The organism is Nocardia sp. NPDC050630 (assembly GCF_044457245.1).
Taxonomy (GTDB): Bacteria; Actinomycetota; Actinomycetes; order Mycobacteriales; family Mycobacteriaceae; genus Nocardia.
In genome coordinates, this window is the sequence record NZ_JBITGN010000001.1 from 362,158 (window position 1) to 376,043 (window position 13,886).

The following is a 13,886-nucleotide window of genomic DNA, read 5'->3' on the forward strand; positions in this document are numbered from 1 at the left end:
ATGTCGGCGCGGGGGTGGTATCCATTGATTCCGCCCGGTCGGGGTATCGGTGCCCTGAAAGGGGTTGGCTGACCCGAAGTGGGCATCAGGTCCGCCGCTCTCCTTACTGGCCACGCTGTTCGGTTCGCGCGCTGGAATAGGGTGGCAGATTGAAAATCTGGTGCGAAAATCTACACCTTCATGCCACGGATGTGATCTATCAGGCTTCTCGGGTATCTGTTCGAATCAATAAATCAGTGTACTCTTATTCGAGTGGTGAGCTCGTGGACTCGATCTCCGCGCAGACGGAGTGGTCCGAGCGTCGGCCCGATGCGGCGCTCTCGCGCGGAGTCGAACACCCCGACCGACGTTCTCGCCGAGCAGGTGCTCGGCCTTCCGAAAGGCTGATCACATGGGAATTCGCGACCGGCTATCCCTGTTGCTGGCCGAGGCGCCCGCCGATGCCGAGGCGATCGAGCACGAGGAGCGCTGGTGGACCTGGGGCATGGTCCAACAGACCGCGCGAGCCGTCGATAGTGTGCTCGATTCCGCAGGACTGCACGCAGATGCCCGCGTCGGTGTGGTGCTGGAGAACCGGCCCGAACATGTGGCGGTGGTCGCCGCGGTGATCGCCTCCGGGCGCTGCGTGGTGATGCTCAGCCCGCTGCAGCCCGCCGCCCGGCTCGCGGCCGATATCGCCCGCTGCGAGCTCCCGATCGTTATCGCCGGGTCCGAAGCTCTCGCGCGTGCGGGCGTACTCGCCGCGGTGACCGCGCACGGTCTCGCCATGGAACTCGGCACCGACGGTGCGCTGCGTCCGGCGGGTGGTACCACCGCCCCTGACACCCCGACCAATCCCGGCGTCGCCGTCGAAATGCTCACCTCCGGCACGACCGGTCCACCGAAGCGGGTGCACCTACGCGTCGGACAGCTCGACCACGCCCTCGTTTCGGGTGGACAGACGCCGAAGCAGGGTCGGCTGCTGACACGATCGGCGGCACTCGTATCCGCGCCGCTGGTGCATATCGGCGGGCTGTGGCGGGCGCTGGCCTGTCTTGCCACCGGGCGTCGCATGATCCTCATGTCCAAATTCGCTCTGGAGCCCTGGCTGCACGCGGTGGAACGCCACCAGTTGCGGGCGGTGAGTCTGGTGCCCGCGGCCCTGCGCACCGTGCTGGAGGCAGACGTGCCGAAGCAGCGGTTGGCGAGTCTGCAGGTGGTTACCTCCGGCACCGCGCCCTGTCCGCCCGAACTCGCCGACGCGTTCTTTCAGAAATACGGTCCGCGCGTCCTGATGACCTACGGCGCAACCGAATTCGCCGGTGCCGTCGCCGGATGGACGCTGCCGATGCACGAGCAGTGGTGGGACCGCAAGGTCGGCAGTACCGGGCGCGCCTTGGACGGCGTCGAGCTGCGCGTGACCGACGAGAACGGCATCGAACTGCCGACCGGGAAGACCGGACGGCTCGAGGTCCGCACCGAGCAGACCGCACAGGGCGCCGCGGTGTGGGTGCGCACCAGTGATCTGGCCCGGATCGACGAGGACGGGTTCCTCTGGATCGAGGGTCGCGCCGATGACGCCATTATTCGCGGCGGCTTCAAGGTGCAGCCGCAGACGGTCCAACGTGTACTCGAAGCGCACGACGCGGTGCGGGAGGCGGCGGTGGCCGGACTGCCGGATGCGCGGCTCGGCGCGGTGCCGGTGGCGGCCGTCGAGATCGAACCCGGACGCACGCCGCCCGCGGTCGCCGAACTCGTCGCGCTCTGCCGTACTCAGCTGATGCCCTACGAGGTGCCCGCGCACATCGTCGTGCTCGACGAATTGCCGCGTACACCGTCGAGCAAGGTGAGCCGTGTGGAACTGCTGGATATCGTGCGAGCCCGACTCGCCGAACGCACGACGGCCTGACCGTAAGGATCGAGGAGGATCTGTGACGAGCACCGAGGACAAGTCCGCCGAGCGGTTCGGCGTGCTGACCGACCAGGCGATCGAGCGGTCCCGCCGCCGCCTCGGCATACCGAATCCGCAGCGCAATCCGCCGCACAACTACCAGGTGACCTGGGATGGTGTGCGCCACTTCGCATTCGGCTACGGCGACGACAATCCGCTGTACTGCGACCCGGAATACGCGCAACGCACCCGCTGGGGTTCGCTCATCGCGCCACCCACCTTCCTGTACACGATGGGCGAGGATGCCGCACCGAAGCCGGACGCCGAGACCAAGGCACTGCTGAAGGGCGACCCCTTCGCCGGACTGGGCTCCTATCAGGCCGTAATGGAATTCGAGTGGTGGCAGCCGCTGCGCCTGGGTGACCGCAGCCGGGTACTGCAGACACAGGTTGGCGTGCAGCCCAAGCGCAGCAGCTTCGGTGGCCGCACCGCGCACGTCACCCAGGATTACCTGTACACCAACGGATCCGGTGAGATGCACGCCGTGCGGCGCGGTACCTGGATCAATGCCGAGCGGCACACCTCGAGTAAGCGGGCCAAGGAGAAGCTGGAGCAAACCCCTTATACGTCAGCGCAACTCGCCGAGATCGACGCGGCGTACGCGGCCGAGACCAGGCGCGGCGGCGAACCACGCTACTGGGAGGACGTGGCGATCGGCGAGGTGGTGCAACCCAAGGTGAAGGGGCCGCTGACCACCACCGATGTGGTCGTCTGGCATCTGGGCTGGGGTATGCAGCTCACCCCGCCGGGCGCATTCAAGATCGCCGCGAATATCCGGCGCAAGGCTCCGGGGCTGTACCCGGCCAACGGGTTGAACATTCCGGATACGGTGCAGCGCCTGCACTGGGAGCCGGCGCGGGCACAGGAGCTCGGCCTGCCGAACTCCTATGACTACGGCGGCATGCGCGAGACGTGGCTGTGTCATCTGCTCACCGACTGGATCGGCGACGAGGGCTGGCTGTGGAAACTGCGCTGCGAGCACCGCAAATTCAATTACATCGGCGACACCACCTGGGTGCGCGGCACCGTCGTCGACAAGCGACAGGCCGACGGGCGCAACGAGATTCACCTGGAGGTGCGCTGCGAGAACCAGCGAGGTGAGATCACCACCCCCGGCACCGCCGTAGTGCTGCTCCCGACGCGAGATCACTCCGTCGAACTCCCCACGCCCCCCGCCCCTGATCTGGACGGCATGGTGTCCCACGAACTGGCCCGGTTCAGCGTCACCGGCTGACCTCCCCCCGGCGACCGGGACGCGCTCCCGCAGATCTATTGACGGCCGCACACAGTGAGACACGGTACAGCTTGTCCGAGGCCGTCAGCGGCTACACGGCAGCGCTCCCGATCGCCGAAGCACCCAGTGGCACGGACGAGTTCGGTGCCATGCCGCGCATGTTCTGGCGTGACACGCGCGAGTTTGCCCGGCGAGATCGTGCGCGGCGCGAATCCGTGCGCTGCACCATCACATCACGACGAGGTGGCGGCCTGACACCGCGGTGTGGCGGGGAGGGTCAGTGCCACCAGGGGGCGAGGGCGTCGAGGTGGCGGCGCATGCGGTGCCGGGCGATTCCGGCATCGCCCTGGATGATCGCGTCGAGGATGAGTTGGTGTACGTGTTCGACTTCCTCGGCGGCGGTGTCGCCGGGGAGCGGCTGATCGTGTCCGGCCGCGTGGCGACGGAAAAGTTCGGTGATGATCGACAGGAACAGCGAAAGTACCGGATTGCCAGCCAAATCGGCCAATTCGGTGTGGAAGAGGTCGGCCTTGCGCGGGTCGTCGGCCGGACCCTCGGTCGGCCACCGGACCGCTGCCGAAAGACGTTGCGCCACTTCGTTGTCGCCGTCGGCGTAGCGCGCGGTCACCCGCGCCACGATGCCGAGTTCGATGGCATTGCGGACGATTCGCAGATCGTCTGCGGTGACGCCCTCGTATTCCAGGAACAGCGCCATCGTGTCGATACTGGCTTGCGGTTCGGGTTCGGTGACGACCAGTCCACCGCCCGGCCCGCGGCGCATCTGGGCGACCGCGTGGTATTCGAGCAGTCGGACGGCCTCGCGCAGCACCGCACGGCTGATCTCGTAGCGGGCGAGCATATCGGTCTCCGAGCCGAGCACCATGCCGACCTGCCAGCCGCGCGCGGCGATATCGTCATGAATCCTGGCGGCGACCACCTCGGCCAGCTTTGCCCTTGGCCCCTCGACCATTTCGGGTTCGATTACATTGCCCGCGACCCGCTGCCCGCGACGCACCCGATGCTTTTCGATCCAGGCGGCCACCGACTCCAGGTGTGCGGTCAGATCTGTCTGGGCTCGCGCGCCGTCGCCATCGATGACGGCCTCGATGATGGCCCGATGCGCGATACGTGAAGTCTCTTTGGAGCTCAGTATCTCGGCCTTCGAGAGCCGGCGTGAGGTATGCGCATATCGTGCGGTGAGGCGGGTCAGTACATCGATGAACAAATGCAGCACCGGATTTCCGGACAATGCACCGAGCATCGGATGCAACGGATCCTGCGACTGAACCTCAGGCGCCTCGGCGTGGCGGAGTTCGTGTTCGAGTGCCGTGCGCAGAGTATCGATTCCGTCCTCGGTGATCCGCTCCGCGGCAAGCCCCGCCGCGATCGGTTCGAGCAGCAGCCGGGCCTGCAGTAGATCCGACACGCTGGTGCCGACGTATTCGAGGTAGATCACCATGGCTCGCGTCGCCGGCCCCGCATCGGGAGCGCAGACGAACAGGCCACCATTGGGGCCGCGCCGCATCTTGGCGACCTGATGATGTTCGACCAGCCGCACCGCCTCGCGCAGCACCGCTCGGCTGACCCCGAAGCGTTCGCGCAGGTCCACCTCGGATCCCAGGGATTCGCCGACCGGCCAACCGCGGCGCATGACATCCGCCTCGATACGATGGGCGATCTGGGCCGCGAGTTTGCCGACCGGTGCGCCGGTCTCGACGGTGGTGAGGTCGGACTCCTGCTCACTGTCGGCGGGCTCGACGTCGACGGCAGTCACTATGGGCCAACTCCTCAATGCGGATTTTGCGGATCCTCAGTCTACTGGCCGATCGGCCAAAAGCGCGTGCGACGTGCGGGGGGCAGTGGTGGATGACGGGATTAGGGCCACTGTTTGTCACTCACTCACCGGATCAAGCGCCCAGCATCTGCAATCCACCGCTGACCGCGATCAACTGGCCCGTCATATAGCGTGACCCCGGTCCGGCCAGGAACACCATAACGGGCCCGAGGTCGGCGTACGGATCACCGAGTTCACCACGCAGGGGGATGGTCTCGCGCAGGCGTTCGGCGAGCGCGGCCGAACCCGCGGGGCCGAGATGCTCCCGAAACCGTTCGGTGCCCGGCGTCTCGACCGCAGGTGCGAGTGCGTTCACCGTGACATCGAACTTTCCCCATGCCGCCGCCGCGGACCTGGTCCATGCCTGCACACCAGCCTTGGCCGCCGCATAGTGCGGCGCGAGCGGATTTCCGCGAATGGCTTCGCCCGAACCGAGATTGATGATTCGACCGCCCGTGTCGCGCATGCGCTCGAACGCCGCCTGATTGGTGAGGATTGTGGTCCGAAGGTTGGCGTCCAGTACGAAATCGAACTCGTCGTCGGTCAGCGTCTCCGGGGTGCTGGCCTGCCAGAGGCCCGCCGCGCTCAGCAGGATATCGAGTCCGCCGAGGATCGCGGTGGCCGATTCGAAGGCGGCGGCGACGGAAGCGCGGTCGCGCGCATCGCAGGACAACCAGTCGCAGCGCCCCTTCAACTCATCCGGCGGGGGTGTGTGATGGAAGAGGCCGACGACATCGGCACCGGCATCGAGGAACGCGGCAACGGCCGCGGTGCCGATCCCGGTGGCCGCACCGGTCACCACGGCGCGGCGGCCGGTGAGCGGGTGGTCCGCCGCCACCTGCTCGTCCTCGGGGGTCGTGCGCATCGCAGATCCTTTCGTTAAAAACGAAGTATACTCTTTTTACTGCGTGATCAAGGTGCATCGCGGAGAATGGCGCGAATCCCTGGTTGAACCGTGGGTTAGAGTGGCCCCATAGTGGGGCGTGTGGCGCGACGATGAGGAGTAGATAGCGATGCAGCTGGAGTCCACGCCGGAACTCGAAGCGTTCCGAAAGAAGGTGCGGGCATTCGTCGCCGAGCACGCGCCCGGAATCAAGACCCACACCGGTGTGCGCGCGCCCGAGCCCGAACTCATGCCCGCGATCCGCGAGTGGACCGCCAAGCTGTTCGACGCGGGCTTCCTCGGCATCAACTGGCCCGCCGAATACGGCGGTCGGCCCGACGCGCATCCGCTCGAACCGTTCATCGTCGTCGAAGAGATCACCCGCGCCCGCACCTGGCAGCCCATCGGCGCGGCCGCGCTCGCCTCGGCCGCAGTGGTCGAATTCGGCACCGATGAGCAGCGTGCGCGCTTTCTGCCCCGCATCCGCACCTGCGAAGACGTGTGGTGCCAGTTGTTCAGTGAGCCCGGTGCGGGCAGTGATCTGGCGGCATTGCAGACGCGCGCGCGGCTCGAGGGGGAAGGCGATGACGCCGTATTCGTCATCGACGGCCAGAAGGTCTGGACCACCAACGGCCAGCACGCCGATATGGGATATCTGCTCGCGCGCACCGACCGTGATGCGCCGAAACATCAGGGCATCACCGCATTTGCGCTCGATATGCGCAGTCCGGGCGTCGACATCCGGCCGCTGCGCGAGATCACCGGAACCACCGACTTCAACGAGGTATTCCTCGACGGTGTCCGGATTCCGGTCGCGAATGTGATCGGCCGGGTGGACGACGGCTGGCGGGTGGCGATGAGCAGCCTCGGCCACGAGCGCTCCGGCGTGGCCGCGCGTGGAGTGGAGTTGTTCGCCGTGCTGGACGATCTGCTGCGACTGGCCGGGGCGACCTCGGTCGGCGGCATGCCCGCACTCGAGGATTCGGCCACGCGGCAGGCTATCGGTGAGCTCGCCACGCGGGTCTACGTCAACGCGGCAATGGTCGGTCTCGCCCAGTCTCGGATGCTGCACCACACCGAACGGCCCGCCGACGCTGCGATCGGCAAGATCTTCTTCAGCGACCTCAATTACGACCTGGTCGAATTCGGGATGCGGCTGCAGGGCACCGAGGCGCTACTGACCGAGGCCGACCCGGATGCGGTGGCGGCGGGCTGGTGGCAGGACGCGCACCTGTATTCGCGTGCCTACACCATCGCCGGTGGCGCGAACGAGATCCTGCGAACCCAAGTTGCGGAGCGGGGACTGGGGTTACCCCGAGAATCCCGGTGATGACGGTCGTCGTTCCGCGCGCGATGGTGCCGCGATAGGTAGTACACGGCCGCTCGCCATCCGGCGCGGGCGGCCGCGCACATGCGGCATATCAGAACGAGTAAGGACCGAAGCGGCCCCATGCGATCACGACGGCGAGTACGAATAGCACCACGCTGGGCGCGATTTCGGCCCATTCGCTCCGGCGCGCATGCGTCAGGGCGGCGCCGATCATGATGATCGCGGCACCGACCGCGGCGATCGGGGTCAGTATCGGGACGATTCCGGTGAGCGCGGGCAGCACGAGGCCGAGCCCGCCGATCACTTCGACCGCGCCGATCGCCTTGACCTGCTGATCGGTGAAGCTTTCGACCCAGGACATCTTGTCGGCGAGTTTCTCACGCGGCTGGGCCAGTTTCGTCGCGCCGGCGGCCACCAAGACCACGGCCAGCAGGCCCTGCAGGATCCAGAGGAAGACGTTCATCGAGAACTCCTAGTCAATCGCTCGACCGGAGGCGGTGAGCGGGCGAACGCGAACAGAATCGAAAACGGACTTTACCCCGCTTTCATTCCCGACGGTACCTTGGAACTCGTGGAACCGACCGCCCTACACCTGGGTCTGCCGCGCAACGAACGCGGTGATGCCGCACGCAATCGACGACGTCTGCTGGATGTCGCACGGCAGTTGGTCGACGAACTCGGCGTCGAAAAAGTGACCATGGACGGACTGGCCGAACGTGCCGGACTCGGCAAGGGCACGGTATTCCGCCGATTCCGGACCAGGGCGGGCATCTTCCACGCGCTGATGGACGAGGACGAAAAAGCCTTCCAGCAATCAGTGCTGTCGGGCCCACCGCCGCTGGGCCCCGGCGCCGACCCGATCGAGCGCTTGATCGCCTTCGGCCGCGCCCGCCTGGATTTCCTGTTCGACCACATCGCGATCGCCCGCGCATCCCTGGACGCCAACCAGCCCATCCCCGCCGGCGCGGCCACCATCTCCCAATTTCATATCCGCATGCTGCTGAACCAGGCGCGCGTCGACATTCCCGACACCGATGTCCTCGCCATCCAGCTGACCGCGGCCCTGGAAGCCCCCGTCCTGCTCTATCTGCATACCGCGACCGCGGCGGATGCCGCCGCCGCGCGACATCAATTGGCTGACGGGTGGCAGCGGCTGGTCGAACGACTCACCACGTCGAAGCCGTTGGACACCCGTCTCGGCGTTCCGGTAGGACGCCACGGCGGGCCTGCCGATCCTGGATAATATTCAGGATACTCTAATATCACCAGGCTGCCTCGGGTTCACCTGGTCGGTCGCCTTGTGCTCAGGTCGCGACAAGTACGTGACTCGAAGCTGAACCGGGACATCGGAATCGATGAAAAAGGCTGGAACACCCTCGGCGACCTCGGATACGTGGACGAGGAGGGCTACCTCTGCTTATCCGGTCGCCGCACCGACCTGATCCTGTCCGGCGGCGTCAATATCTACCCCCGAGAAATCGAGGACGCACTCACTCTGCACCCCGCAGTAGACGACGTGGCCGTGATCGGCATCCCCGACGCCGAATTCGGCCAACGCGTCCACGCTGTCGTCCAACCCGCCGCCCCAGCCACCCCAGGCCCGGAGTTCGCCGCAACCCTGATCGCCTACTGCCGCGAAAACCTCGCCCACTACAAATGCCCCACATTGATCTCCTTCGAGGCGGTGCCTCGTCTCCGCAGCGGCAAAATCCTGCGCCGCGAACTGATGAAGGCCTACGAGGACCGGGCGTAGCTTCGACGCTGCGGTGATCGGGTGCCTACGCCCGTTTCAAAAGCATTGCCCCGGAAGGGACACCGCCTCCCGCGGTTACCACCGCGACTCGTGCGTCGTCGACCTGACGGCCGTGGGCATCACCGCGCAGTTGCAGCATCGCCTCGCGGACGAAGCCGTACCCGTGTAGCCGACCGGCGGAGAGCTGTCCGCCGTGCGGGTTGAGGGGGAGGGCGCCGTCGAGGGCGATGGCTTTGCCGCCTGCGATGAAATCGGTTGCCTCGCCGGGGCCGCAGAAGCCGAGACCCTCGATCCAGGACAGGGCGTTGAAGGTGAAGCCGTCGTAGAGGAGTGCGACGTCCACGTCGGCGGGGGTCAGGTCGGTGCGGGTCCAGAGGTGGGCCGACGGGCCGCGGGACTGTGGGGTGTGGGTGAGGGTGTCCTGGTCCCAGCTGAGCCGCTCCAGAATCGCGGTGCCGACGGCCTCGACCAGTACCGGCGGGTGCGGGCGGTCGTCGGCGGTTTCGATCGCCGAGACCACGACCGCGATCGCGCCGTCGCATGGCACATCGCAGTCATAGAGCCCGAAGGGCGTGGTCACCATGCGGGCATTGAAATAGTCGTCGATGGTGAGCGGGTCGCGGTAGAGGGCCTCCGAATTGCGGACCGCGCCCGCGCGTGCGGTGACCGCGATGGCGCCGAGGCCTTCGCGTCCGACACCGTACCGGTGCATGTAGTGCGAGGCGTTGCAGCCGATCCACTGCGCGGCCGACATGGCCCCGAAGGGGGCCCGGAACTCCATCATCCCGCTCGCGCGTCCGCCGTCGGGATGCCATGCGCCCGACCGCAGCAGCGCGCTGTGCGAGGACTCCCATACCGTGCGGAAGCACAGCACATGCCGACACAGCCCGGCCGTGACCGCGAGCATGGCGGCGGTGATGGAGCCGATCTGCCCTGGCACCTCGCGTGCGCCGTTGACCCAGGTCGGAGTCAGTTGCAATGCTTCGGTCAGGGCGGTGATGCCGCCTTCGCTCATCCCGCCGGGGACCGCTCCCGGATAGGTGGACAGTCCATCGATCTCGCTCAGGTCGAGCCCGGCGTCCGCCACCGCGGCCAGGCAAGCGTCGACGGTCAGCGAGATCGGGTCGACCATGAGCCGTCGACCCACTTGTGATTGCCCGACTCCGGTGAGTGCGACCTTGTCCTCGTACTTGCGTGTGGAAGCCATGGGCCGCAGCGCATTTCGTACCTCGCGCGGCTCGGGCAGCGGCCCGGGCCCTTCGGCCGCTTCGGTTTCCGGGTCCGGCTCGAACAGCGGAAGGTACACATCCTCGACCTGTTCGAAACGCACACGCACCCGCATCCCAATGTGCACGTCGTCCGGCTCACACCCCACGATATTGGTGGTCAGTCGCGCCCGGTCGTCCTCGGCGAGCGCGACGACCGCAACGACATACGGCGGCGGGAACTGCGGCAACCAGGTCTGATGGTTCACGCTGAACCCGACGACCACCGCCTTCCCGGAAGTCGGTGCGAGCGACACCGCGCGCCCGCGGCAGGTCGGGCATATCGGCATCGGCGGATGGAAGAAGCGCCCGCAGTCGGCGCAGTGCGAAATCCTGAGCACGCCGTCGGCACCGGATCGCCAGAACTCCGCACTCGCGAGTGTCGTTTGCGGAAGCGGACGATCCGGGGCGGAAGTCATGATGTCGGAATCCTCGAATTTCAGTGCAGCAGTTCGATAATGGTCGCGTTGGCGGTGCCGCCGCCCTCACACATGGTCTGCAATCCGTACCGCAGGTTCTCGCGTCGCAGCTGGGCCAGCAGCCGCGTCATCAGAATGGCACCCGAACCACCCAGCGGGTGGCCGACACCGATCGCGCCGCCGAGTGGATTGAGCTTTTCGGCATCGGCGCCGGTTTCGGCGAGCCAAGCCAGCGGCACCGGCGCGAAGGCCTCGTTGACCTCGAACGCACCGATATCGTCGATGGACAGTCCGGCCTTGCGCAGCACCTTCTCCGTCGCCGGGATAGGCCCGGTCAGCATCAGGATCGGGTCGGCGCCGCTCACCGCGCCGGAGTGGTAGCGCGCGATCGGGGTGAGCCCGAGTTCGCGGGCCTGTTCGCTGGTCGTGATGAGCAGCGCGGCCGCACCGTCGGCGATCTGGGACGAATTGCCCGCGTGGATCGTGCCGTCGGGCTTGAACGACGGCTTCAGCCCGGCCAACTTCTCCGCCGTGGTGCCCCGGCGCAGTCCTTCGTCCACGGTGAATTCGGTGCCGTCGACCTCGATCGGCACGATGTGGTCGTCGAACACACCGTCGTCGATCGCCGCGGCCGCCTTGGCATGCGATCGCGCCGCGAACTCGTCGAGCTGGGTTCGGGTGAAGCCCCACCGTTCGACCATCAACTCGGCACCGATGCCCTGGTTGAACTCGAAGTTGTCATAGCGGGCCAGCACCGCGGGACCGTAAGGCTGTCCCGTGGTCCGGTGCGAGCCGAGCGGAACCCGGGTCATCGTCTCCACACCACCGGCGACCACGAGGTCGTATTGCCCGGCCATGACGGCGTGCGCCGCGGAGTCGATGGCCTGCTGGCTGGAACCACAGGCCCGGTTGATCGTCACACCGGGCACGTGTTCCGGCCACCCGGCCGCGAGTACCGCGAACCGCCCGATATTGCTCGACTGGTCGCCGATCTGGGTAACACAGCCCCAGACCACATCGTCCACGATGGCGGGATCGATTCCCGTGCGCTCCACCAGCGCATTGAGTACCTTCGCGGACAGATCGGCCGCGTGCACCGGCCCCAAGGCGCCGTTGCGTTTACCGATCGGGGTACGGACCGCATCGACGATGACGGCGTCTCTCATGATGGACCTCCTCAGTCCTGTGGGCCGGCACGGTGGCGACCCGGTGTGGAGTTGGTTGCCTGCCTGGCGGCACCGCTGTGGACGAGCTCGTCGCCGCTGCCGATGCCCCAATCCTGGAATACCGCGCGGGTGTCGGCGCCGATGGTCGGTGCGGTAGCGCCTGGTCGTGCCGGGGTGGCCGAAAACCGCGGCGCCGCAGCGGGTTGGACCACACCGTCTCGAGTGATCACACTCCCGCGCGCGGCCAGATGCGGATGCGCCGCCGCCTCGGTGAGACCGAGTACGGGCGCGACGCAGGCGTCGGTCCCCTCGAACAACCGGGCCCATTCGTCGCGGGTGCGCTCGGCGAATCGTTCGGCCAACATATTTCGCAGCTTCGGCCAGGTCGAGCGGTCGTGCTGTTGTGCGGGATCGATATCGAGGTCGAGCAGTTCGATCAGCTGCCGGTAGAACTTCGCCTCCAGCGCACCGACGGCCATGTGCCGACCGTCTTTGGTCTCGTAGACGGAATAGAACGGCCAACCACCATCGAGTTGGTTGACCCCGCGCTCGTCGGTCCACGCGCCGCGCGCGAGTTTGGCGAAGGTGCTCGCGAGCAGATGCGCGGTGCCATCCACGATCGCCGCATCGACGACTTGGCCGCGGCCGGTTCGCTCGACGGCATACAGCGCGGCGAGCACCCCGATCACCAGATAGCAACCGCCGCCTCCGAAATCACCGACCAGATTGAGTGGGATCTGCGGTGGTCCGCCCGCTGATCCGATCGCACTCAGCGCCCCCGTGAGGGCGATATAACCGATATCGTGCCCGGCCGCGGCGGCCAGCGGGCCGTCCTGACCCCATCCGGTCATCCGGCCGTACACCAGCCGGGGGTTGCGAGCCAGGCATTCGTGCGGCCCGATACCGAGACGCTCGGTGACGCCGGGACGAAATCCTTCGATCAACACATCGGCACGCTCGATCAGCTCGAGCAGCGCGGCCGGGCCCGACGGGTGCTTGAGATCGAGCACCACCGACCGCTTCCCGCGATCGGTCACATTGGTCGGACCGCTCGCGTCCGGCTCATCGGCGCGTTCCGGCCGATCCACCCGGACGACCTCGGCCCCGAGATCGGCGAGGAACATCCCGGCGAACGGGCCGGGGCCGATGCCGCCGAGCTCGACCACCCGGCAGCCCGCCAACGGTCCGCCGGACATCAGCGACCTTTCCAGATCGGTGCCCTCTTCTCCGCAAAGGCGGTGGCGCCTTCGACGGCGTCGGCGGAGGAGAACACCGGCTGTGCGATGTCGACCTGCTTGGCCCAGCCCTCCGCCAGGGTCCAGTCGGCGCTGGAACGGGCGATCTCTTTGGTCGCCGCGACGGCCAAAGGTCCGTTCGCCGTAATCGTTTCGGCGAGCGCCAATGCGCCCTCGAGCGCGCCGCCCTCTTCGGTGAGCCGGTTGACCAGGCCGACCTCGGCCGCCCGCTCGGCGCCGATCGGATCACCGGTCAGCAGCAACTCCAATGCGATCGCGAACGGCACCCGCCGCGGCAGCAGCAGCGCGGCGCCGCCACGTGCGACCAGCGACCGCTTCACCTCGGGCACACCGACGCGCGCGGTGCGGGCCGCGACCACGAGATCGCAGGCCAGCAGCAGTTCGAAGCCACCGGCGACGGCCCAACCCTCGACCGCCGCGATCAGCGGTTTGCGCGGCGGCGTCATCGTGATCCCGCACAGGCCGCGGCCTTCGATCGCGGGACTCTCCCCGCGCAGCCACGCCTTCAAATCCATACCGGACGAGAACGTCCCCCCGGCGCCGGTGAGCACGCCCGCCCATAACTCGTCCGACTGGTCGAGCTCGTCGACCGCGGCGGCCACCCCGGCCGCGACGCCGGCATTGAGCGCGTTCTTCGCCGTCGGGCGATTGATCGTTATGACCTGGACCGCGCGGCGGCGCTCCACAAGCACTTCGTCCGACACGTCTTCTCCTTCGCACTGGCCGTCGATCGGCGCCGCTCTCGGGCCGTTCGATTCAGAACAGTATACTTAATTTGGCTAATTTTCCGAATGAATGCGTATACTGAATTCGTCG

At 67.0% G+C, this 13,886-nt stretch carries 12 protein-coding genes; 5 read left to right on the plus strand and 7 right to left on the minus strand.

The annotated features are described in order from the left end of the window. The first annotated feature begins 391 nt into the window (after positions 1 to 391). Entirely contained in the window at positions 392 to 1,888 is a 1,497-nt protein-coding gene (locus tag ACIBG0_RS01440) for a class I adenylate-forming enzyme family protein (RefSeq protein WP_397028196.1), read from the plus strand. A gap of 22 nt (positions 1,889 to 1,910) precedes the next feature. Next, entirely contained in the window at positions 1,911 to 3,164 is a 1,254-nt protein-coding gene (locus ACIBG0_RS01445; RefSeq protein ID WP_397028197.1) for a MaoC family dehydratase N-terminal domain-containing protein, read from the plus strand. Positions 3,165 to 3,441: 277 nt separating this feature from the next. On the opposite strand, the gene ACIBG0_RS01450 is transcribed toward ACIBG0_RS01445, so the two are convergent. Next, on the minus strand, positions 3,442 to 4,842 hold the full coding sequence (locus tag ACIBG0_RS01450; RefSeq protein WP_397030152.1) for a FadR/GntR family transcriptional regulator: 1,401 nt from the start codon (positions 4,840 to 4,842) through the stop codon (positions 3,442 to 3,444). A gap of 229 nt (positions 4,843 to 5,071) precedes the next feature. Continuing rightward, positions 5,072 to 5,863 carry an SDR family NAD(P)-dependent oxidoreductase gene (locus ACIBG0_RS01455; RefSeq protein ID WP_397028199.1) on the minus strand — a complete coding sequence of 264 codons (792 nt, stop codon included), beginning with the start codon at positions 5,861 to 5,863 and terminating at the stop codon, positions 5,072 to 5,074. A 148-nt stretch (positions 5,864 to 6,011) separates the two neighbouring features. Between ACIBG0_RS01455 and ACIBG0_RS01460 the strand changes: the two genes are divergently transcribed. Next, entirely contained in the window at positions 6,012 to 7,211 is a 1,200-nt protein-coding gene (locus tag ACIBG0_RS01460) for an acyl-CoA dehydrogenase family protein (protein ID WP_397028201.1), read from the plus strand. Positions 7,212 to 7,302: 91 nt separating this feature from the next. Here ACIBG0_RS01460 and ACIBG0_RS01465 read toward each other — a convergent pair whose 3' ends face one another. Further along, positions 7,303 to 7,674 carry a DoxX family protein gene (locus ACIBG0_RS01465; RefSeq protein ID WP_397028203.1) on the minus strand — a complete coding sequence of 124 codons (372 nt, stop codon included), beginning with the start codon at positions 7,672 to 7,674 and terminating at the stop codon, positions 7,303 to 7,305. A gap of 108 nt (positions 7,675 to 7,782) precedes the next feature. Between ACIBG0_RS01465 and ACIBG0_RS01470 the strand changes: the two genes are divergently transcribed. After that, on the plus strand, positions 7,783 to 8,454 hold the full coding sequence (locus tag ACIBG0_RS01470) for a TetR/AcrR family transcriptional regulator (protein WP_397028205.1): 672 nt from the start codon (positions 7,783 to 7,785) through the stop codon (positions 8,452 to 8,454). Positions 8,455 to 8,511: 57 nt separating this feature from the next. Then, the gene (locus tag ACIBG0_RS01475) at positions 8,512 to 8,964 is read left to right on the plus strand and encodes a hypothetical protein (RefSeq protein ID WP_397028207.1); all 453 of its coding nucleotides are present in this window, start codon (positions 8,512 to 8,514) and stop codon (positions 8,962 to 8,964) included. A gap of 25 nt (positions 8,965 to 8,989) precedes the next feature. Here the strand turns inward: ACIBG0_RS01475 and ACIBG0_RS01480 are convergent, their stop codons facing one another. From ACIBG0_RS01480 to ACIBG0_RS01495, 4 genes are read right to left on the minus strand one after another with little or no spacing between them, the layout of a single operon-like run. Beyond that, positions 8,990 to 10,648: a thiolase C-terminal domain-containing protein gene (locus ACIBG0_RS01480; protein WP_397028209.1), complete on the minus strand. Its 1,659-nt coding sequence runs from the start codon at positions 10,646 to 10,648 to the stop codon at positions 8,990 to 8,992. Positions 10,649 to 10,668: 20 nt separating this feature from the next. Continuing rightward, the gene (locus ACIBG0_RS01485; RefSeq protein WP_397028210.1) at positions 10,669 to 11,814 is read right to left on the minus strand and encodes a thiolase family protein; all 1,146 of its coding nucleotides are present in this window, start codon (positions 11,812 to 11,814) and stop codon (positions 10,669 to 10,671) included. Positions 11,815 to 11,825: 11 nt separating this feature from the next. Then, the gene (locus ACIBG0_RS01490) at positions 11,826 to 13,010 is read right to left on the minus strand and encodes a CaiB/BaiF CoA transferase family protein (RefSeq protein WP_397028212.1); all 1,185 of its coding nucleotides are present in this window, start codon (positions 13,008 to 13,010) and stop codon (positions 11,826 to 11,828) included. Beyond that, positions 13,010 to 13,774: a crotonase/enoyl-CoA hydratase family protein gene (locus ACIBG0_RS01495; RefSeq protein WP_397028214.1), complete on the minus strand. Its 765-nt coding sequence runs from the start codon at positions 13,772 to 13,774 to the stop codon at positions 13,010 to 13,012. The genes ACIBG0_RS01490 and ACIBG0_RS01495 overlap by 1 nt, the downstream gene beginning before the upstream one ends. Between the last annotated feature and the right edge of the window lie 112 nt (positions 13,775 to 13,886).